17 protein-coding genes are annotated in these 21,330 nt (G+C 70.5%); 11 read left to right on the top strand and 6 right to left on the bottom strand.

What is annotated here, in order from left to right; translation table 11 throughout:
• Positions 1-27: 27 nt before the first annotated feature.
• From ACZ7M2_RS49545 to ACZ7M2_RS49535, 3 genes are all read right to left on the bottom strand, one after another.
• A complete protein-coding gene (locus ACZ7M2_RS49545; protein WP_471600899.1) occupies positions 28-804 on the bottom strand; it encodes an SDR family NAD(P)-dependent oxidoreductase in 777 nt (258 codons plus the stop codon).
• A 135-nt stretch (positions 805-939) separates the two neighbouring features.
• A complete protein-coding gene (locus ACZ7M2_RS49540) occupies positions 940-1,743 on the bottom strand; it encodes a FadR/GntR family transcriptional regulator (RefSeq protein WP_143607302.1) in 804 nt (267 codons plus the stop codon).
• A gap of 34 nt (positions 1,744-1,777) precedes the next feature.
• Positions 1,778-3,352: a class I adenylate-forming enzyme family protein gene (locus ACZ7M2_RS49535; RefSeq protein WP_471600898.1), complete on the bottom strand. Its 1,575-nt coding sequence runs from the start codon at positions 3,350-3,352 to the stop codon at positions 1,778-1,780.
• A gap of 85 nt (positions 3,353-3,437) precedes the next feature.
• Between ACZ7M2_RS49535 and ACZ7M2_RS49530 the strand changes: the two genes are divergently transcribed.
• Genes ACZ7M2_RS49530 through ACZ7M2_RS49520 form a run of 3 tightly spaced genes read left to right on the top strand, consistent with a single transcriptional unit; the run spans position 3,438 to position 6,798 of the window.
• Positions 3,438-4,616 (top strand): CaiB/BaiF CoA transferase family protein, encoded by a 1,179-nt coding sequence (locus ACZ7M2_RS49530; protein ID WP_471600897.1) that lies wholly within the window; start codon positions 3,438-3,440, stop codon positions 4,614-4,616.
• 20 nt (positions 4,617-4,636) lie between these two features.
• Entirely contained in the window at positions 4,637-5,530 is an 894-nt protein-coding gene (locus tag ACZ7M2_RS49525) for an HpcH/HpaI aldolase/citrate lyase family protein (RefSeq protein WP_471600896.1), read from the top strand.
• Entirely contained in the window at positions 5,527-6,798 is a 1,272-nt protein-coding gene (locus ACZ7M2_RS49520; RefSeq protein ID WP_471600895.1) for an acetyl-CoA hydrolase/transferase family protein, read from the top strand. The genes ACZ7M2_RS49525 and ACZ7M2_RS49520 overlap by 4 nt, the downstream gene beginning before the upstream one ends.
• Positions 6,799-6,871: 73 nt before the next feature.
• Here ACZ7M2_RS49520 and ACZ7M2_RS49515 read toward each other — a convergent pair whose 3' ends face one another.
• Genes ACZ7M2_RS49515 through acuI form a run of 3 tightly spaced genes read right to left on the bottom strand, consistent with a single transcriptional unit; the run spans position 6,872 to position 10,858 of the window.
• Positions 6,872-8,602, bottom strand: coding sequence for a class I adenylate-forming enzyme family protein (locus ACZ7M2_RS49515; RefSeq protein ID WP_471600894.1), 1,731 nt, complete (start codon positions 8,600-8,602; stop codon positions 6,872-6,874).
• Positions 8,603-8,631: 29 nt separating this feature from the next.
• The gene (locus ACZ7M2_RS49510) at positions 8,632-9,828 is read right to left on the bottom strand and encodes an FAS1-like dehydratase domain-containing protein (RefSeq protein WP_471600893.1); all 1,197 of its coding nucleotides are present in this window, start codon (positions 9,826-9,828) and stop codon (positions 8,632-8,634) included.
• Positions 9,829-9,874: 46 nt separating this feature from the next.
• The gene (gene acuI / locus ACZ7M2_RS49505; RefSeq protein ID WP_471600892.1) at positions 9,875-10,858 is read right to left on the bottom strand and encodes an acrylyl-CoA reductase (NADPH); all 984 of its coding nucleotides are present in this window, start codon (positions 10,856-10,858) and stop codon (positions 9,875-9,877) included.
• A gap of 192 nt (positions 10,859-11,050) precedes the next feature.
• Here acuI and ACZ7M2_RS49500 point away from each other — a divergent pair, with 192 nt between their 5' ends.
• The 8 genes from ACZ7M2_RS49500 to ACZ7M2_RS49465 all read left to right on the top strand — a co-directional run bounded on the left by ACZ7M2_RS49500 (position 11,051) and on the right by ACZ7M2_RS49465 (position 21,317).
• A complete protein-coding gene (locus ACZ7M2_RS49500; RefSeq protein ID WP_471600891.1) occupies positions 11,051-12,199 on the top strand; it encodes an acyl-CoA dehydrogenase family protein in 1,149 nt (382 codons plus the stop codon).
• A complete protein-coding gene (locus ACZ7M2_RS49495) occupies positions 12,196-13,158 on the top strand; it encodes an acyl-CoA dehydrogenase family protein (protein ID WP_471600890.1) in 963 nt (320 codons plus the stop codon). Before ACZ7M2_RS49500 ends, ACZ7M2_RS49495 begins: the two co-directional genes overlap by 4 nt.
• 46 nt (positions 13,159-13,204) lie before the next feature.
• Positions 13,205-14,416: an acyl-CoA dehydrogenase family protein gene (locus tag ACZ7M2_RS49490; RefSeq protein WP_471600889.1), complete on the top strand. Its 1,212-nt coding sequence runs from the start codon at positions 13,205-13,207 to the stop codon at positions 14,414-14,416.
• Positions 14,416-15,519, top strand: a complete 1,104-nt coding sequence (locus tag ACZ7M2_RS49485; RefSeq protein WP_471600888.1) for an acyl-CoA dehydrogenase family protein — start codon at positions 14,416-14,418, stop codon at positions 15,517-15,519. The genes ACZ7M2_RS49490 and ACZ7M2_RS49485 overlap by 1 nt, the downstream gene beginning before the upstream one ends.
• Positions 15,520-15,628: 109 nt before the next feature.
• The gene (locus tag ACZ7M2_RS49480) at positions 15,629-17,239 is read left to right on the top strand and encodes an SMP-30/gluconolactonase/LRE family protein (protein ID WP_471600887.1); all 1,611 of its coding nucleotides are present in this window, start codon (positions 15,629-15,631) and stop codon (positions 17,237-17,239) included.
• The gene (locus tag ACZ7M2_RS49475) at positions 17,236-18,081 is read left to right on the top strand and encodes an SDR family NAD(P)-dependent oxidoreductase (protein ID WP_471600886.1); all 846 of its coding nucleotides are present in this window, start codon (positions 17,236-17,238) and stop codon (positions 18,079-18,081) included. Before ACZ7M2_RS49480 ends, ACZ7M2_RS49475 begins: the two co-directional genes overlap by 4 nt.
• Positions 18,082-18,099: 18 nt before the next feature.
• Entirely contained in the window at positions 18,100-19,455 is a 1,356-nt protein-coding gene (locus tag ACZ7M2_RS49470) for an aromatic ring-hydroxylating oxygenase subunit alpha (RefSeq protein ID WP_471600885.1), read from the top strand.
• A 35-nt stretch (positions 19,456-19,490) separates the two neighbouring features.
• The gene (locus tag ACZ7M2_RS49465; RefSeq protein ID WP_471600884.1) at positions 19,491-21,317 is read left to right on the top strand and encodes a flavin-containing monooxygenase; all 1,827 of its coding nucleotides are present in this window, start codon (positions 19,491-19,493) and stop codon (positions 21,315-21,317) included.
• Positions 21,318-21,330 lie beyond the last annotated feature (13 nt).

The raw sequence follows: 21,330 nt of genomic DNA, 5'->3' as shown, positions 1-21,330 counted from the left end.
TTCACCTTTACTCGGCAGGAGGTGCTGTCAGCGGGCGGTCCAGCCGCCGTCGACGACGACCGTCTGCCCGGTGACATAGCTTCCGGCGTCGCCGACGAGCCACAGGACCGCGCCGACGATGTCGTCGGCGGTTCCCTCCTTGGGCAGCGGGGTGTTGCGGCGCAGGTACTCGGCGGCGCGCTCACCCTCGTAGAGCGGGCCGGTGATCTCGCTGCGGAAGAAGCCGGGGGCGACCGCGTTCACCCGGATCGAATGCCGCGCCCACTGCACCGCGAGTTCGGCGCTCAGGCCGGACAGGCCGGCCTTGCTCGCCGCGTACGAGGCCTGCGGGATGCCGGGGATGCCGACCCGGCCGCTGATGGACGAGACATTGACGATCGCGCCCCGGCCCAGGCCGCGCATGTGGGGGAAGACGGCCTGCGCGAGCAGCAACGGGGCCAGCAGGTTGAGGTCCACCGTCCGGCGGACGGCGTCGAGCGGCTCGGACTCGGCGCGCTCGGTCGTGAACATGTTCCCGGCGGCGTTGACGAGGATCTCCGGCGGTCCCAGTTTCTCGACGACCGCGGGCACCACGGAGCCGATCCGGTCGAGATCGGACAGGTCGCAGGGGATGGCGAGGCCGTCGATCCCCTGGGCGAGCGCGGCCAGCCGGTCGTGGCGGCGGGCCACCACGGCGACCCGGGCACCGAGCGAGGCGAGCGCGTGCGCCACCGCCGCTCCCAGTCCCGACGAGGCACCGGTCACGACCGCCACCCGGCCATCGAGGCCGAACATCCGTGCGGCGACATCGGGGTCGGGCGCCACGCGGGTCTCCCTTCGAGGGCAGGGCGTGTCGAGGGCGGCTGCTGCGCCGACCGCGGACCGGCCCGGCTGGCATCCTAGGCCGGGCTTTCCATCCTTACAAGGATTACTAGCTTACTGGTCCCGTGTCATCCGGCATCAGCCGCGGCGGAACCGCATACGGCTACGGGCGGACGCGGCGTCGATGACCCGGTTCTTGAGCGTGCGGCACACCCAGCGCTGGGTCGCCGTGAGGTGCTCCTCCGCGATCCGCGCCGCCTCGTCGGCGTCGCCCTGCTCGATGCTCGTCACGAGGCGTTCGTGCGCCCGCTGCGCGAGGGCGCGGTCGGCCCGCGAGGGGTAGTCGCCCCGCGAGACCTGGAGGTCCGCCCAGGCCTCCTCCTGGACCGACCAGAGGGACGTGAGGCTCTTCACGACGACGCGCAGGGTCGCGTTGGGGTCGAACCCGACGACGACGTCGTGGAACTCGCGCGAGGCCCGGGTGAACGCCGCACCGTCGTCGATGCAGCTCTCGCTCGCGGCGAGCAACTCCCGCAGCCGCGGCACCACGACGCGCTCGCGGTCCGCCCGCTGCGCGCAGTGAGCCGCGCACAGCGGTTCGAGGGTGGCGAGCGCGGCGCCGAGATCGGGAACCCCGACCTGCATCGCCTGGAGCGTCAGACCGAGGGCGTAACCGGCCGTCCCGATGTCGGGAGCGTGCACCGTGGCACCGCCGCGGTTGCCGCGGCGCACGGTGATGAAGCCCTCGGTCTCCAGGATCCGCAGCGCCTCGCGCACCGAGGGGTAGCTGACACCGAACTCCGCGACGAGCTCGTCCTGTTTGGGGAGCGTGGAGCCGTCACCGATGCCGCCCGCGAGGATCCGGTCGCGCAGCGCGGCGGCCACCAGCTCCGCCATGCGCATCTGCCCGATCTTGGTGTGCTCGGACCCTGTACGTTCCATGATTGCAAGGCTAGCAGTGATACGCGGGGGGACTTCAGGCTGTTCCGAGGCGCCGTCGCGGGTCCACGAGCTCGGCCAGCCGGGTGCGTTGCACCTTGCCCATGGCGTTCAACGGCAGGGCGTCGACCTGGGACCAGATCTCGGGAACCTTGTACGGGGAGAGCTCGCGCCGGCAGTGCGCCGTGAGCGCCTCGATGTCGAGCGGGGGACCGGCGCTTTGGACCACCGCGGCCACCCGCTGTCCGAGTCGGTCGTCCGGCACCGCGCACACGGCGACCGCGGCGACGTCCGGATGCGTCGCGATGACCCGTTCCACCTCCAACGGGTAGACGTTCGCGCCGCCCCGGATGATGACGAGCTTCTTGCGGTCCAGCACAGTCAGCCACCCCTCGCCGTCCACGGTGCCGACGTCACCGGTGGGGACCGGGCCGGGCTCCAGGCGCCGGACGCCGTCGCGCTCCCGGAACCCGAGCATCGGCCGCCATGTGCCGGCCCACGGCCCCACGGTGGCCCCGCTCAGCCGCAACTCGCCGAGCTCCCCGGCCGGCAGGCGCCGCCCCTCGTCGTCGTACGCCGCGACGTCGTAGTGCGGCAGTACCCGCCCGCTCGTGCCGGGTCGCCACTCGTCGCCCGGTGGGTCGATGGACACGACGGTCGGTGCCTCGGTCAGGCCGTAGGTGACCCGGGGGACCAGCCCGTGCGCCTCGGTGAACGCGCGGCGCAACGCGTCCGGTGTGTCGCCGCCCCCGCTCCACACCTCCTGGAGCGGGCCGAGGTCGAGGTGCGGGCGTGCGGCGAGGTCGTAGAGCTGGGCGGGGGCGCCGTTCCACACCGTGACGCGCCGCGCGGAGATCCAGTCGACGACCCCGTCGACGTCCCGCCGGTCCATGACCACGCAGCATCCCCCGGCCTGCGCGGTGAGCAGGGTCGACAGCACCATGAGGTTGAGGATCGTCAGCGGGAAGCTGTCGCCCTTGCGCAGTTCGGGGCCCCAGTCGCGGGTGGCGACCAGGGCCGCGCCGGGCAGGAGCAGGTTGCGCTGGCTGTGCACGACCGCCTTGGGGTGTCCCGACGTGCCGCTGGTGAAGGCGATCCCGGCCGGGGCGTCGAGGGCCGGCTGGATCCGGGGAGCCGGTTCGGTGCTCGCCACGAGCCCGGACCATCGATCGGGGTCGACACAGTCGGGCGAGCTCAGTCGGCAGCGCGGTCCGGCCAGGACGACCGTCGGCTCGCAGAGCTCGTACAACTCCCGCTGCTCGCCTGCCGCGAGCGCTTCGCCGATGCCCGCCCAGACGGCTCCGATCCGTTGCGCGCCGTGGAAGGCCGCGACGATGTCGAGGTCGTTGGGGAGACAGGCGGCGACGCGGTCGCCGGGGCGTACGCCGAGCGACCACAGCGCGCCGGCCGCCCGTCCGGCCCGGTCGTCGAGTTCGGCGTACGACCAGGCGCCGGAGGCCGCCTCGATCGCCGTCGCGTGCGGGCGGGCGGAGAGCGAGGCGTCCAGTACCTCGGCGATGCTCGCGGGGACGGCCCTTCCCTGAGCGGATGTCAGGCCCCTGGAACCCTCATGCGTGTACTGCGGTGTGCCACCGGCATCGGTACGACTCATGCCCTCTTATTATCACTATCCTTGTAAGGATTCATCCTATAGGCTCGAGCCGGGGCGAGTCCGCTGACGGAGGAGTGGTCGACACGTGAAGGCAGGCGCGCCGCGGCTCGGCCCGACGCCACACACCGGCCCGCTGTCGGGAGTGCGTGTGGTCGATCTGACGGCGATGGTCATGGGCCCCTACTGCACCCAGATCATGGCCGACATGGGGGCGGACGTGATCAAGGTCGAGCCCCCCGACGGCGACAACACCCGCTACATATCGGTCGGGCCGGAACCGGGTATGGCGGGCGTCTTCGTCAATGTGAATCGCGGGAAGCGCAGCGTGGTGCTGGATCTGCGCTCCGGCGACGGCAAGAACGCGTTGCGCGAACTCATCGGGAGTGCCGATGTGTTCATCCATTCGATGCGCGCGAAGGCGATCGCCAGACTCGGATTCGGCTACGAGGAAGTGGCCGCCGTCAATCCGTCGGTGATCTACACCAACTGTTACGGCTACGGCCGCCGCGGTCCCGACGCGGATCTCACGGCGTATGACGACACCATTCAGGCGGAGTGCGGTCTGCCGTTCGCTCAGCAGCAGTTGACCGGTCAGGTCGGCTATGTCGGCACCATCATGGCGGACAAGGTGGCCGGAATGACCGCCCTGTACGCCACCATGATGGCGCTGTTCCACCGCGAGCGGACCGGTGAGGGCCAGGAGGTGGAAGTCGGCATGTTCGAAACCATGGCCGCGTTCATGCTGGTCGAGCACGCCAACGGCGCGATGTTCAGCCCTCCTCTGGGCTCCGCGGCCTATCCCCGCGCGGTGGCGCCCAACCGAAGGCCCTACCGGACCAAGGACGGCCACATCTCCGCGCTGGTCTACAACGACAAGCAGTGGTCGGCCTTCGTGCATGCCGTGCGGCCGACGTGGGCGGGGGAGCACTTCGCCACCCTTGAGCAACGCGCCCGCCAGATCGACACCGTCTACGCCCTGCTGGGGGAGACCTTCCTGGAGCGTACGACGCAGGACTGGCTTGACCTGCTCAAGTCCCTCGACATTCCCGCCGCGCCGGTCCGCACCCTCGACGAACTGTTCGACCATCCGCATCTGAACGACGTGGGGTTCTTCGAGACGGTGGACAGTCCGAACGGCCCTGTCCGTTTTCCCGGCATGCCGGCCTGGTTCTCACGAACTCCCGGTCGCGTCGCCGGTCCCGCTCCTCGGCTCGGCGCCCACACCGAGGAGATCATGGCCGACCTCGGCAGGGCAGACATCTGAGTGAGGGAGTCGGAGAAGCAGTGACCAGTACCGCGGAACCCTTCAGCGCACGCTCCTGGCTGTTCGCCCCCGGCGACAGCGAACGGAAGATGGAAAAGGCGGCCGCCGGTCCGGCGGACATCGTGCTCCTCGACCTGGAGGACGCGGTGGCCGAGGAGGGAAAGCCCGAGTCCCGAGCGATGATCTCCTCCTTCCTGGCGGACCGGTCGCCCGAGGAGAGGGGGCGGCTGTGGGTGCGGATCAATCCCCTGGACGGCGCCCACGCGTTGGTGGACCTGGCGGCGGTGATCCCCGCGGGGCCCGGCGGCATCATGCTTCCCAAGGCGCGCGGCCGTGCGGATGTGGAGCTTGTGGACCACTATCTCTCCGCGCTGGAGGTCTCCGCCGGGAGGGAGCGGGGCTCGACGAAGGTGATCGTCCTGGTGACCGAGACGGCCGAGGGCATGTTCACCACCGGCACCTACCGGGGCGCGCCGAGGATGGTCGCCATGACCTGGGGGGCGGAAGACCTCGCCGATTCCGTGGGCGCCAGTGAGAACCGCAACCCCGACGGAAGCTACGGATTCACCTACGAGTTGGCCAGAAGCCTGTGTCTCCTGGGAGCGGCCGCCGCCGGTGTGGCCCCCGTCGAGACCATCCAGGCCGACTTCCGCGACGCGGAGGGACTGCGCGAGCGGGCCGAGAAGGTGCGCCGCGACGGCTACCGAGGCATGCTGGCGATTCACCCCGCCCAGGTCGATGTGATCAACGCGGCCTTCACGCCCACAGAAGTGGAACTGGCCGCGGCCCAGGAGATCGTCGACCTCTTCGCCGCCCGTCCCGGTGTCGGCGTCATCGGCCACCGGGGCGCCATGCTCGACCGGCCCCACCTCGCCCGCGCACAGGCGCTGCTGGCTTCGGGGGGACGGGCGTGAAGGTCCTCTCCGACGTCGGTGACCTGGACCTGAGTCAGTTCCTGCGCCCCGCAGACCGCATCGTCATGGGCCAGGCCTGCGGTGAACCGACCACGCTGGTCGAGGCGTTGATCGAACAGAGCCCCAGTATCGGAGGTCTCTCGGCCTTCATAGCGACCAGCTTCTCCGGACGTTTCACCCCGGCGGCGCTGAGCGGGTTCTCCCTGGCCAGCATGGGGGCGATCGGCGCGTTGCGCTCCCTGACCAAGGAACACAGGCTCAGCGTGATTCCCTGTCATGTCAGCCAGATCGCCCCGATGATCGAGGCCGGGACCATCGGCTGCGACGTCGCGTTCGTGCAGGTCAGTCCCGCCGACGCGAACGGAGACCACAGTTTCGGTCTCATCAGCGACCATGTGCGGGCCGCGGTCACGAAGGCGCGCGTCGTCGTGGCGGAAGTGAACGAGCAGGTGCCCTTCACCCACGGAGAACTGCTGCCCGCGGCGGAGATCGATGTCGCCGTACAGGTCTCCCGCCTGCCGGTGGAGGTGCCACCGGGGAGAATCGGCGCGACGGAGGAGGCCATGGCGCGACACGCCGCCGCCTACGTCGAGGACGGCTCGGTCATCCAGACCGGGGTCGGCGCCGTCCCGGACGCCCTCCTGCGACTGCTGCACGACCGCAAGGACCTCGGAGTGCACTCCGGCATGCTGGGCGACGGCCTGGTCGAGCTGGTGGAGGCGGGCGTCGTCACCAACGCACGCAAACGCATCGACCGCGGGGTCTCGGTCAACGGCGCCCTGATCGGCACGAAGCGCCTCTACGAGTTCGCCCACCGCAATCCGCGGATCCGCATGTGTGCCACCTCGTACACCCACGATGCCGCCGTGCTCGCCCGGTTGGACCGACTGGTCACCATCAACTCGGCCATGGAGGTCGATCTGACCGGCCAGGTGAACGCCGAACAGAGCGGCCCGGCCTACCTCGGCGGCACCGGCGGGCAGGTGGACTTCGTCCGAGCCGGCGCCCGCTCACCCGGGGGGCACGCCATCATCGCGCTGCCCGCCACCGCCAAGAGCGGCACCGTCAGCAGGATCACCGCCGCCCTGTCGGGACCGGTCACCACGGCCCGTAGCGACGTGGATGTGATCGTCACCGAATTCGGCGCGGCCGAGCTCAGAGGACAGACCCTGGCCGAGCGCACCCGGCGTCTGATCGCCGTCGCCCACCCCGATTTCCAGGAAGGGCTGGCTCGGGCGGCCCACACCATCCAGCGCCGAGGCTTCTGAGCGCGAGAGCTGTGCAGTGCAAAGGGCCCTGCGACTGAGAGAGCCGTGCGACTGAGAGGGCCGTGCCGTACGGCTACCCGGGCCGTCGCGTGGGCGGCTGTCCGCGCAGCCGGCCGGCGGCCAGTTCACGAAGATCGCTCGACTTGATCTTCGCGCTGCCCGTGAGGGTGATCTCCTCGTCGCGGAAGAAGAGCACATGGCGCGGCACTTTGTAGCTCGCCAGGCGTTCCCGCAGGAACGCGAGGATCTCCCCGGGTTCGAGGCCCGCGCCCTCGCGCGGGACGACGCAGGCGGTGACGACCTCGCCGAGTGTCTCGTGCGCGACGCCCACGGTGCGGGCCACCTTGACCCCGGGACAGGCGCGGAGTGCCTCGTCCACCTCGATCGGCGAGACGTTCGCACCGCCCGTCTTGATGATGTCGGTGAGCCTGCCCTCCCAGAAGAGCCGGCCGGCCTCGTCGAGGTGTCCGCCATCGCCGGTGGGGAGGAAGCCTTCGGCGTCGAGCGTCTCGTCGAGCGGTGTGCCGAGGTAACTCAGCATCAGGGTAGGGCTCTTGACGCATATCTCGCCTCGCTCGCCACGTTCGACGACGGCGCCCGTGAGGGGATCGATGATCTTGACCGCCACGCCCGGCAGCGGCTCGCCACTGCTGCCCGCGGTCACTTCCGGCGGGGTGTTGGCCGGGAAGCACGTCGTGATCGTGAAGGTCTCCGTGTTGCCGTAGGCGCTTCCCGGTTCGTGCCACTGGCCCGACACCGTGGGGTGCTGGGCGATCGGGGTCCTGAAATCCGCGAACCGTACGCTGCTCAGATCCACCTTGCTCCAGTTGGGCGCGCTTTCGAGCTGGGCCCACTGGTGCGGCCAGGCGAGGGGGAAGTTCACCCGCTCCGCCTGCATCAGCTCGAGCGCCTCGGCGGCGGCGAACGTCGATTGCAGCACCAGGGACCCGCCGCTGGCGAAGGTCGTACCCAGGCCCATGGCGAAGTTCCCCGACCAGAAGAAGCCGTTGGCCGTCCAGCAGCGGATGTCGTCCTGCGGGGCGAATCCGTACATGCGCCGGAACCGCCACAGCTGGATGGCGACACCGCGGTGTGCGCTCAGGATCCCCTTCGGCCTGCTCGTCGAGCCCGAGGAGAAGAAGAGCACGGCCGCGTCGCTCGGCCGCACCGCCGCGGCCGTCGCCTCGACCAGCTCACGCGACTCCTCGTGTCCGCGGGCCAGGAAGGCTTCCCAGGTGTCGATGGTCTCGTCCGGCAGGGCGTCCCCGACCATGGCGAGCCGCCGCAGGAACGGGAACCTCGCCGACCGCAGGGTGCCCGGCGACGCCTTGCCGATCTCCGGCTCCAACTCGGTGAGAACGGCGGCGAGATCCCTTTTCAGCACCCGTCGCTCGAACAACAACACCGAGACGCTGGACACTTGGAGCAGGTGCTCGAGCTCCGGCGGTGTCGAGAACGTGCTGAGCGTGACGGCCACCCCGCCCGCCAGCGAGGTGCCGAACACCGCCGCGATCCATTCGGCGCGGTTCGTCATCAGGACGCCCACGCGGCTGTCCTTGCCCACGCCGCACGCCCGCAGGGCGCGCGCCACCTCGACGGCGCGCTCCCAGAGTTCGGTGTACGTCCAGCGGGTGGTGCCCTCCGCCGTACGCGTCACCAGCGCCTCGCGCTCGCCGTACAGCGCCGTCACCTCGCGCAGGAAGCCGGGCAACGTGAGCTGCCCGAGCCCCGGTTCGGCGCTCAACGGCGGCCCCGACACGATCGACGGGGTCCGTACGGATTCGGCGTTCGTCTCAGTGCCCATCGCTCACCGCCCCCTGGCTCCTCGTCGCGCTAGTACGGCAGCTCGACCTCGGCCGTGCAGTCCACCAGCAGGCCGCCGTTCTGATCGCTGAGCCGCAGCTTCACCCGCACGAGCGGCACGCCCCACGTCGATTCCGTCTCCTTGCCGACGACCTCGGCGTCGAAATAGGTCACGTCCCCCTCGAAGGCGGGGCCGCGGAAGTTCGCCTTGGAATGGCGCACCATGCCGTCGTGGCCGGCCCAGTAGGAGAGGTAGTCGGTGCACCAGGCGCCCAGCGTGGCGCCGTAGCCATAGGCGCGCCCCATGCCGATCTCGCTCGCCCTGTCGCTGTCGATGTGGCCGCGCGAGGGCCCGACGTAGAGTCCGTCGCGCTTGCGCGGGTCGATCTTGGCGCCTTCCTCGTCGAAGCCGAAGCCGTCCACCCAGCCGGGATCCTGGTTGATCCAGGGGTCCTTGACGCCGGGCGGCGCCACCCAGTGGAACGTGCCCCAGATGTTGAAGAGGAAGGCGCGGTACTCGGTCGTGAAGCTGGCGATGCTGTGCGGACCGATCACACGCCGGGGCAGCCTGTCGCCGACGCGCACCTCCTCGAAGTGCGGTGACACGCCCAGCCGGTTCGACAGGAGCCACTCGTGACGCAGCTTCTCGATCTCGTTCAGCTCGGTGTCGCTCCAGCGCTTCACCACCAGACTCTGGTCCTGGTACATGCCGCGCTTCTCCGCTTCGAGGGCGAGATAGCGGATCGCGGTGGAGCGCTCGCGCGCCACGAGCGTGCCGTGCTGGTTGGTGTGGGTGGTGTCGCCGCGCGAGAACATCGTGGGTCCGGCGAACTTCGTCTCGACCACCTTGTAGTCGTGGAAGCGCCGTTCCTGGAAGAGCTTGTCCCCGGCCCGTACGGGGCAGCCGTAGAACCACCATTCCTCGCCGCCGAAGATCAGGTGGCTGCCGGGGATGTATCCCACGCAGGCGGGCTGCGCGCCGTGCCCGTAGTCCAGGCCGACCGCGATGGACTGCGGTGCGACGAGGCCGCCGAACCTGGAGTCGCGGGCGAACTCCTCGTCCCAGTGCAGCGGGTTGGGATAGTCCATCGCCATCACCCAGCGGCGGATGTCCGACGTGCTGCAGGGGTCCCACAACTGCCCGCCGCCGACCGGTTTGCCCACGCGGTGGTCGACGTCGGAGAGGTCGAGTTCGGTGATCTCTGCTTCGGTGGACTTCTTGCTCACGCCTGCTCCCGATGCTTCCGGCTGAACGGCTCAACAACTGAACGGTCTATCGATTGACGTCGACGACGACGCGGCCGCGCACCTCGCCCTCCATGAGCCGGCCCGCCGCGGCGATCGCGTCGCTCAGGCCGACCTCGTGGGCGATCGCCTCCAGCGCGTCCACGTCCAGGTCGCGCGCGAGCCGGTCCCAGGCGGTCGTCCGTGCCGTGCGCGGTGCCCGCACGCTGTCGATCCCGAGCAGGGACACCCCGCGCAGAATGAACGGGGCGACCGAGGCGGGGAAGTCCATGCCCTGGGCCAGGCCACAGGCGGCGACCGCGCCGCCGTAGCGCGTCTGGGCACAGGCGTTGGCCAGCGTGTGGCTGCCCACGGAGTCGATGACACCCGCCCAGCGCTCCTTCTGCAGCGGCCGGCCGGGCTCCGAGAACGCCGCGCGCTCCAACACGGTCACAGCGCCGAGCTGTTGGAGATACTCGGCCTCCGACGCCTTGCCGGTCGCGGCGGCCACCTTGAAGCCGGCCTTCGTCAGGAGCGCGATCGCGACGCTGCCGACGCCGCCCGTCGCCCCCGTCACCAGGATCTCGCCCTGCTCCGGGCGGACCCCGTGCTCCAGCAGGGCGCCCACGCACAGGCTCGCCGTGTAACCCGCCGTGCCGATGGCCATCGCCTGCCGGGGGGTGAAGGCGGGGGGCAGGGGCACGAGCCAGTCGCCGTCGAGACGGGCGCGCTGAGCGAGGCCGCCCCAGTGGTTCTCGCCGACGCCCCAGCCGTTGAGTACGACGCGGTCGCCCTTGTGCCAGTCCCTGTGCGCGCTGTCGGTGACGACGCCCGCGAGATCGATGCCGGGCACCATCGGGAAGCTGCGCACCACGGGTGAGGCGCCCGTGAGGGCGAGAGCGTCCTTGTAGTTCAGCGTCGAATACTCGACCTCGATGCCGACGTCGCCGTCGGGCAGATCCGCCTCGTCCAGCCGTGTGAGCGAGACCGTCTGGCCCGTCTCGCCCTTCTCGATCAGGAGTGCCGAAAACATCGCAGAACTCGTCCTCACCTCGGCCGCCTCAGACGCTGACGCATACCGCAATCTCGCGATTGAGAATGACATTCTCCATATGTGTGGACGATGTTTGCACGGTGACGTGTCGGCGTCAACCGGCCGGGAGGCCCTCGGTCGGTTCGTTCGCAAGGCTAGCAATCATTACAAGGATTGAAATACGGTGGCGCCATGGACTTCAGGATGGGGGAGCGCGCCACCACGCTGCGGGCACAGCTGCGCGGCATGGTGCGCGAGCACGTCCCGGCCGACTTCTTGGGCGCGTTCACCGAGGACCCGGCCGATCTGGAGGTCGCCCAGCGCTTCTGCCGGCTGCTGGCCGACCGGGGGCTGCTGTGCCTGGCCTGGCCCGAGGAGTTCGGTGGCCGGGGCGCCTCGGTGTGGGAGCAGACGGTCGTCCGCGAGGAGATGTGGGCGCACCACGAGCCCCGGGGAGCGCAGTACATGGGCGTCAACTGGGTGGGACCCGCGGTCATGCGGCACGGCACCCGCGAACAGCAGCGCCGGCACCTGCCCCCGATCGCACGCGGCGAGGTGATCTGGTGCCAGGGCTTCAGCGAGCCGGACGCCGGATCCGACCTGGCGTCCCTGCGTACGGCGGCCCGCCCGGACGGGGACGGCTGGCAGGTCTCCGGCCAGAAGATCTGGACCTCCTACGCCACCATGGCCCAGTGGTGCTTCCTGCTCACCCGCACCTCGCGGGGGGCCAAGAAGCAGCACGGGCTGACCATCTTCCTCGTGCCGATGGAACGGGCGGGCATCGAGGTCCGGCCCATCCGCTCCATGATCGGCCCGCACCACCTCAACGAGGTCTTCCTGGACGAGGTCCGGGTCGGCCCGGCCGATGTCCTGGGCACGGTGGACGACGGCTGGAAGGTCGTACGGGAGGTACTCGCGTTCGAGCGGGTGGGCATCGCCCGGTATGCGCGCTGCGAGCGTCTTCTGCAGTCCGCACCGGCCGCCCTCGCAGAGCAATGGGACACCCTGCCGGGGGAGTTGCGGGGCCGCTGGGCGGGGATGCTGGTGCACTGCCGGCGGGCGCGGCTGCTGGCGTACCGCGTGCTGTCGCTCCAACGCGAAGGAAGGGTCGCTCCGGCCGACACCGCCGCCTATCGGATCGCGGTGACCACACTCGACCAGGACAGCGCCGAGGTGCTCATGGAGATCGTCGGGCACGGTCGGCTCACCGATGCGGACGGGCACCGCTTCCGGCGCGCGGTCCAGGACCACTGGCGGTACGCGCAGGCGTCCACCGTCGCGTCGGGAAGCATCGAGATGCAGCGCATCCTGCTGGCCCGGGCCCTGCTGGCGGGCGCGTGAACATCGACCTGAGCAGGGAGGCGACGGAGTACGGCCGTCAGGTGCTGCGGGCCCTGGAGGCGGCCGGTGGCGACCGGCTCGTACAGCAGGCCGAGGAGGAACCCGACCGTCGCGAGAAACTCGTGGCGCCCGTCCTGGCCGAGCTCGGTGCGTGGGAGCTGAACGTACGGGGCAGCGCCGACGAGTTGGAGGCGGCGGCCGCGGTCTGCCGGGCCGCCGGCTACCGGGCCCTGGCCTACCCTGTGGCCGAGCGCCTCTCCCGGCCCGCCGACCTCGACGCCGACGCGCTGCTCGTCGTCGGCGGCAACGCCCCCGCCGGTGCGGTGGCCGACCTCGACCTGCGCTGGGTCGCCGTGACCCTGGAGGGCGAGCGCAGCCATGCCCTTGCCCTGCCGCACAGTCCGCCGCCCCGCCACTCGGCCTTCGTCGCCGACCTCGACCTGACACGGATCGACAGCGACGGGGCGGCGGACGCCGTGCTCGGACTGGTCCTGCCGTGCTGGACGCTGCTCGGGATGCTCGACCGGGCGATCGACCTCACCCGCGCACACGTGGTCGTCCGCACCCAGTTCGGCCGGCCGCTGTCGGCCTTCCAGGCGGTCCAGTTCCAGCTCACCGACGCCGAAGTCGAGCGCGCCGGCGTCGAGATGCTGGCCAAGTACGCACTGTGGAGCCTGCGGGACAGCCCCGCGGACGCGCTCGCTGACGCGCTCGCACTCCGACTGGCGGCTCTGGAGGCGGCCCAGACCGTGTTCCGCGTCGCCCATCAGTTGCAGGGCGCCACCGGGTTCTGCGACGAGGCGTTCCTGTCCTGGCTGTCGCGCTACAGCCAGCCGGTACGCCGACTGCCGTTCGGCCTGTCCGCCACCCGCGACCGGCTGGCCGGGCTGGTGGACCGGCGGGGCCTGACCGGGCTGTTCAACGACGCCGATGACCCGCACGGACGGCCGGCATGGTGACGTACGACCGGCGGCCGCCCGCGGTGCTCCGGAAGGGACGGTGACCATGGCACAGCGGTCGACCTGGCCAGACGACCTCGGTGACTTCCGTGTCGCCGTGCGGGAGTGGTGTCGGGAGCACGTGCCCGCGCAGTGGCGGCGGAACCAGACCGGCGTGCCGGAGGCGGAGTTCGTCGCGTTCCAGAAGGAGTGGTTCCAGCGGCTCCGGGGGGCCGGCCTGGCCGTCCCGCACTGGCCCTGGGAGTGGGGCGGCGGGATGCCGGTCACCCACCAGATCGTGCTGTACCAGGAGTTGGCCGCGCGGGACGCACCCAGACTGGTCCTGGCCTTCGTCGCGATCCACCACGCCGCCTCCACGCTGCTCGTCGCGGGAACCGACGCGCAGCGCCGACGCCACCTCCCGGCGATCCTGGACGGCGAGATCTGGGTCCAGGGCTTCTCCGAGCCCGAGGCCGGTTCCGATCTCGCCGCCCTGCGCACGACGGCCCGCAGGCAGGGCGAGGGCTACCTCGTCAACGGCCAGAAGCTGTGGGCGAGCGGCGCGCTGCACGCCGACTGGTGCCTGCTGCTCGCGCGGACCGACCCGCACGCACCGAAACGGCACGGCATCTCGTACTTCCTGCTGGACATGCGCAGCCCGGGCATCGACGTTCGGCCGGTCCGTCAGGCCACTGGTGGCGCCCACTTCTGCGAGATCTTCCTCGACGACGTCGTCGTACCCGCGGACAACGTCGTCGGGCGCGTGAACGAAGGGTGGCGCGTCGCGCAGCGGACGCTGGGCGCCGAACGCGGCACGACGATGCTGGAACTGGCCGAGCGCTTGGGCAACGCCGGGTTCCGATGGCTGGTGGAGGTGTGCGCAAGGACCGGTCCGCACGGGCGGCGGCCCCTCGACGATCCATGCGTGGCCGACCGGCTGGCGGCCCTGGAGACCGAGATCACCGGCCTGCGGGCGCTGTGCCGGGACCTGGTGGAGCGGCATGCCGTCGGCGCCGTGGGCCCGGCCGACGCCTCGATCGTCAAGCTCTACTACAGCGAACTGCTCCAGCGCACCATGGACTTCGGCGTCGAGATCGCGGGACCGGCCGGGCACACAGTGCTGGCGAAGCCGGCCTCCGGTGGCTGGGAGTCCGGCGCCTGGCTGCTCGACTTCATCGGCTCGTGGGAGTGGACCATCCCGGGCGGGACGAGCGAGATCCAGCGCACCATCATCGGCGAGCGCGGTCTCGGACTGCCCCGAGAGCCGGTGGGCAACTGATGGCCGCCGCGCCGGAGACCGAGGTGCGCGACGAACTACGCGCGGTCGCCCGCGAGTTGCTCGCGAAGGGGCAGGCGTCGCAAGGGGTGCCCCGGCGGCGGCTGGCCGAGGCCGGGTGGCTCGGCCTTGAGATCCCCGAGAAGCTGGACGGCGAGGGGGTGACCTTCGCTGAGACGGCGGTGGTGCTGGAGGAACTCGGCCGGGCGGCCGCCCGCACCGGGTACTTCGGAACGACCGTGCTGGCCGCCGGGACACTGGCCGCGCTCCAACCCACCGCCGAGCGGGACGCGTTGCTGCGCCGGACGGCGAACGGGACGGAGGCCCTGACCGCCGCCCTGGTGGACGCCACCGACGACAGCCTGGTCGCCGGCACCTTCGACGACACGGATGTGCCCTTCCGGATCGAGGACTCCCCGGCAGGACCACGGCTGAGCGGTCACGCGGGTTTCGTGCCCGACGCCGCCGAGGCCGACCGACTGCTGATCCTGGCGCTCGACCCGGCCGGCACACCGGTCGTCGTGCTCCTCGCCCCGGGGGCGGAGGGGCTGACGGTGACCGGGCAGCCGGTCCTGGACGCCACCCGCCGGTTCGCTCGGGTGCGTGCCGAGGCGGTGGCCGCGGACGCGGGACGCGTGCTGCGCTTCGACGGCGAACCGCGACGCGCCGTGGGCCGGTTGCTCGACCGGGCCGCCGTCGCGACGGCCTGCGACAGCCTCGGTCTGGCCGAGGCCATGCTGCGGGCGACGGTCGTACACACCCGCGGCCGTGAGCAGTTCGGGCGGCCGGTCGGATCCTTCCAGGCCGTGAAGCACGCCTGCGCGGACATGCTGGTACGGCTCTCGGTCTCCCGGCACCTGGTGTCCGAGGCCGTGCGCCTGATCGCCGAGGACCACGTCGAGGCGGGAGTCGCGGCCTCGATGGCGAAGTCGTACGTCTGCGCCGCCGCGGTCGACGTCGTCGGCAAGGCGATGCAACTGCATGGCGGCATGGGCTACACGTGGGAGAGCGGAATCCACGTCCACCTCAAGCGCGCCACGCTCAACCGGTCGCTGTTCGGCTCACCGGCCGCCCACCGCCGACGGCTGGCCGGGCGGTACCGATGACTTTCCATTGCCTGCGTCCCTAACAAACGCTAGATTGAAATGAGAGTGAGATTCTCCATATGGAGAATCTCATTCACCTCAACGACGAGGTCTCCGGGAGTCCGTCACCATGTTGCTGCCAGGAGCGCGCTACACCGGCGCCACATCGATAAGCCTCGCCGAGGGCTGGAGTCTGGAACGACTCACCCCGCCCAGCCGCCTGTTCGGCGCCAATGGCCTGCGCACCGGTCCGGACGGCCGCGTCTACGTGGCACAGGTGACCGGCAGTCAGATCAGCGCGATCGACGTCGGCACGGGCCGCCTGGAGACCATCAGCGCCAAGGGCGGCGACATCATCGCGCCGGACGACGTGGCCTTCGGCCCGCAGGGCGACCTCTACGCCACCGAGGTCATGGACGGACGGGTCAGCGTCCGCGCCGCCGACGGCCGTACCCGCGTCCTGCGCGACGACCTCCCCAGCGCGAACGGCATCACGGTGCACCAGGGTCGCCTGTTCATCGGCGAATGCCGCATCGGCGGGCGCCTGTTGGAGCTCGATCCGAACGGCGGCGCACCCCGCGTGATGCTCGAGAACGTGGCGATGCCCAACGCCATGGAGGTCGGCCCCGACGGCCTCCTCTACTACCCGGTGATGGGCACCAACGACATCTGGCGGATCCATCCGGACGGCGGTGAGCCCGAACGGGTCGTGGGGGACCTCGGCGTCCCCGACTCCGTGAAGTTCGACCCCGAGGGCTACATCGTCTCCACCCAGGTGGCGACCGGCGAGGTGCTGCGCATCGATCCGCGCAGTGGTGCGCGCACGGTGCTGGCCGCCCTGAACCCCGGTCTCGACAACTGCACCTTCGTGGGCGACCGGCTGTTCGTCTCGAACTTCACCGGCGAGATCACGGAGATCCTGGGCGGCGGCGAGACCCGGACCACCCTGCCCGGTGGGCTCAACTGGCCGCTGGACCTGACCGTGGGCGACGACGGCACCCTCTACGTGGCCGACGGGACCTTCTTCTACGCCCTGCGCCCGGGCGGTGAGCCGCACACGCTCGGGATGCTCTTCACTCCGGGCTATCCGGGCTTCGTCCGTGGGGTGACCGCCGTCGGTGGGGGCGAGTTCATCGTCACCACCTCGGGCGGCCAGGTCGCACGCTACTCGCCCGGGAACAGGGAGAGCGAGGTACTGGCCCAGGACCTCGACCAGCTCTACGGCGTGGTGGTCGCGCCGAGCGGGGCCGTGGTGACCGCCGAGTCCGGCACCGGCCGGGTGCTGTCCATCCGGTCCGGCCACGTCGAGGAACTCGCCTCGGGCCTGAACCAGCCGCTCGGTGTGGCGTTCGGGCCCGACGGCGGCTGCCTCGTCTCCGAATCGGGCGCCGGACGGATCGTCGCGGTCACCGGTGCCGGCGTGGACACGGTGGTGGACGGCCTGGAGAGACCCCAGGGGATCCTGGTGCGCGATGGACGGCTCTACATCGTCGACACCGGCGCCAAGGCGGTGATCGGCGTCGATCTCGAGAGCAAGGCCCGGCACACCCTCGCCCGTGACCTGCCGGTGGGCGCCCCGCCCGGCGTGACCCCCAAGCCGCTGCGGGGACTGCCGCCGTTCTCCGGGCCCCAGGGCCCCTTCGCCGGCATCGCCGCCGGACCTGACGGCACGCTCTACGTCTCCGCCGACGCCGACGGCAGCGTGCTCGCCCTGCGCGAGACAGGAGGAACCGCACGATGACGCAGGACTTCCTGGGCCTCGACGGACGCGTCATCATCGTCAGCGGCGCTGCGGGCGGGGGCATCGGCACCTCGGTGACGCGCATGGTCGCCCGCGCAGGGGCGACCGTCATCGCGGTGAGCCGCTCCCCGGAGAACCTCGAGAAGCATGTCGCGCCGCTGGCGGCGGAGGGCCTGGCGGTCGTGCCGGTCGCGGCCGACGCCTCCACCGACGACGGCATCGCGCTCGTGATGACGGAGGTCGGCCGGACCGCCGGCGACCTGCACGGCCTCGTGAACGTCGCCGGCGGCGCTGCACCCGCCACCTGGATGCCCTCGACCCGGGTGACCCGGGCGGACTGGCGCGCGCTGTTCACCCAGAATCTCGAGACGATGGTGTTCATGAGCCAGGCGGTCGCCGCCGAGCTCACGTCGCAGGGCCGACCGGGGTCGATCGTCTCGGTCTCCTCCATCAGCGGCATGAACTCGGCGCCCCTGCACATCGGTTACGGCACGGCCAAGGCGGCGCTGGTCGCGGCGACCCGCACGATGGCCGTCGAACTGGCCGGGGACGGCATCCGGGTGAACGCCATCGCGCCCGGTGTGACCGAGACCCCGGCCTCGGGGACGTACGTCGACGAGGACGCCGAGCGGGACCGCCGCGCCATCGCGATGGGGCGACGCGGCCGACCCGAGGAACAGGCGGGGGCCATTCTCTTCCTGCTGTCCGACCTGTCGACGTACGTCACCGGTCAGACCCTGCTGGTCGACGGCGGCCTCAACCTCAAATGGACCCACCTGGCCGCCGACAACACCTCTCTCTTCCTCAAGGACGATTCGTTCCGAGCTGCCATAACGCGCTGACGCGGGCTGGAGAATGTCATGAGCGAAACCGCTGAGAACGAAGCCCTGTCGCAGCCGCTGACGATCGGCGTGGAGGCGTACATCTCGCAGGAGTACGCCCGGGCCGAGCGGGACAGGCTGTGGACCAGGGTGTGGCAACAGGTCGGGCGTGTCGAGGAACTCCCCGACGTCGGTGACTACCTCACCTATGAGATTCTCGACGACTCGATCATCGTCGTACGCACGGCGCCGGACACGCTCCGCGCCTACCACAACGTCTGCTCCCACCGGGGGCGCCGCCTCCTCGACACCCCGCCGGGCAAGCGGGACGCCCGCGGCCGCGGCAGGCAGTTCGTCTGCGGGTTCCACGGGTGGCGGTACGACCTGGACGGCCGGTGCACCCATGTGCCCGAACGGGAGGACTGGCCGTGCGGGCTGTCCGCCGGGAACACCGGCCTGAGCGGGGTCGAGGTCGACACCTGGGGCGGCTGGATCTGGATCAACATGGACCCGGAGTGCGAACCCCTGCGCGACTACCTGGAGCCCGCGGCCACCCTGCTCGACCCCTTCCAGCTGGAGAACATGCGCTACCGGTGGCGTCGCTGGCTCGTCTTCGACTGCAACTGGAAGACCGCCCTCGAGGCGTTCATGGAGACCTACCATGTGCCGTACACCCACCCGGAGTTCATGAAGTTCGGCAGTTTCCTCGGCTGGTCCAGGGCCCAGGGCAAGCACAGCAACATCGGCTACGACGCGCCCAAGGGCCTGGACGAGAACCAGGCGAAGCTGCGGCTCGGCGGCGGCACCGACCCCCGCGAGTCCACGGCCGAGCTGCAGAACTTCACCTGGGCGAACGCGAACACCAACACCACCCAGACCCTGGTCGACGCGGCGAACCGGCTGGTCGAGGAGGTGCCGCAGGACGCTACGGCGGCCGACGTGCTCAGGCACTGGCTGGACACCGCCCGGCGCACCGACGCCGAGCGCGGTGTGAGCTGGCCGACCGTGGAACCCGCGCACGTCGCGAAGAGCGGCACCGCCTGGCAGATCTTCCCGAACTTCCAGATCGGGCACGCGCTGAACAACATGCTCTGCTACAGCGCCCGGCCCCATGGCTACGACCCCGACACGTGTGTCTTCGAGGTCGCCGTGTACGAGCTGTACCCGCCCGGCGAGGAGCCGGAGACCGAGTGGGTGTACACGCCGGAGGACGACCCGGACTGGCGCACGGTCCTGCCGCAGGACTTCACCAACATGGCCGCCGTCCAGAAGGGCATGAAGGCCGGCGGCTTCTCGGGCCCGAAGCCCAACCCGTACCGCGAGCGCAGCATCGTGAACCTGCACCACAACCTGGCCACGTACATGGGTACGGGCGAGCCGCGCGACCTCACGTGAATCCCCGAACGACCGCCCGAGCCGAGGGACTTGGCATGCCGAAATGCGCACCGACACAGACGCCTCAGACCGACCACGCGGCCCTCAGGGCGAAGTACCTGCTGGAGCGCGACAAGCGGCTGCGCGGCGGGGGGCAGAAGCAGTACCTGGAGGCCGAGGGCGAGTTCGAGGAGTACTACGAGGCCGATCCGTACACACCCGTCGTGCCCCGGCCCCCGATCTCCCAGGACATCGACGTGGCGGTCCTCGGCGGCGGCCTCTCGGGCCTGATCACCGCGGCGCGGGTCAAGCAGGCCGGCGTCACCAGCTTCCGGGTCATCGAGCTCGGCGGTGACTTCGGCGGCGCCTGGTACTGGAATCGCTACCCGGGCATCCAGTGCGACACGGACTGCTACTGCTATCTGCCGATGCTCGAAGAGGTCGGCTACATCCCGAAGCAGAAGTACTCCTTCGGGGACGAGGTCTTCGAGCACTGTCAGCGCATCGGAAGGCACTTCGGGCTCTACGACCACGCGATCTTCAGCACCCTGATCCGCTCGATGGAGTGGGACGAGTCGATCCGGCGCTGGCGGATCGGCACCAACCGGGGCGACGACATCCGCGCCCGTTTCGTCGTGATGTGCCAAGGCCCGTTCAACCGGCCGAAGCTCCCCGGAATCCCCGGCATCACGGACTTCCGGGGGCACACCTTCCACACGGCGCGCTGGGACTACGCCTACACCGGCGGCGACATGAGCGGCGGGCTCGACAAACTCTCCGACAAGCGGGTCGCCGTCATCGGCACGGGAGCCAGCGGCATCCAGGTGGTCCCGCACCTCGCCCGCTCCGCCCGGCACCTCTACGTGTTCCAGCGCACGCCCTCGTACATCGACGAGCGCGGCAACGTACCGACCGACCCGGAATGGGTCAAGACGCTGGAGCCGGGCTGGCAGAAGGAGCGGCAACGCAACTTCCACACCGCCGCGTTCGAGGCCTTCGCGCCGGGCCAGCCGGACCTGGTCTGCGACGGCTGGACCGAGGTCAGCCGCAATCTGGCCGCTCACCTGGACGCCACCGACGGCTGGGCCGCGCTGGCGGATCCGGAGAAGTTCATGGAGCTCAGGGAGATCCAGGACTACCGGGCGATGCAGCGCCTGCGCGAGCGCGTCGACGCCGTCGTCGAGGACGAGAGGACGGCCCGGGCGCTGAAGCCCTACTACCGCTTCCTGTGCAAGCGGCCCTGCTTCAACGACGAGTACCTGCCCACCTTCAACCGCCCGAACGTCACCCTCGTCGACGTGTCGGACACCAAGGGCGTCGAGCGCATCACCGAGAAGGGCATCGTCGCCCACGGCGTCGAGCACGAGGTGGACTGCGTCATCTTCGCCAGCGGCTTCGAGATCACCACCGACCTCGACCGCCGTCTCGGCATCCGGCCGTTCGCCGGGCGGGACGGGCTGTCGCTCTACGACCACTGGGCCAAGGGCTACCGCACCCTGCACGGCGTCATGAGTCACGGCTTCCCCAACCAGTTCTTCACCGGCTTCCTCCAGGGCGGCGTGACCGCGAGCACGACGGCGATGTTCGAACAGCAGGCCCAGCACATCGCCTACATCATCAGGGAGACCCTGGCGCACGGCGCCTCGACCGTGGAGCCCACCGAGGAAGCGCAGGACCAGTGGTGCGCGACCGTCAGGGAGACCGCGGTCGACAACACCGACTTCCAACGGGAATGCACGCCCGGCTACTACAACAACGAGGGCGAGCAGCAGATCCGCTCGCACCTGGGCGAGCCCTACTGGCCCGGCTTCTACGCCCTGGAGGACCTGCTCCAGGCATGGCGCGACACGGGCGGGATGCGGGGCCTCGTCCTGAACGACTGACGAGCCCCGTCCC

This window comes from Streptomyces sp. NPDC111507, from assembly GCF_055638955.1.
This window is presented reverse-complemented; position numbering and strand designations above follow the sequence as displayed.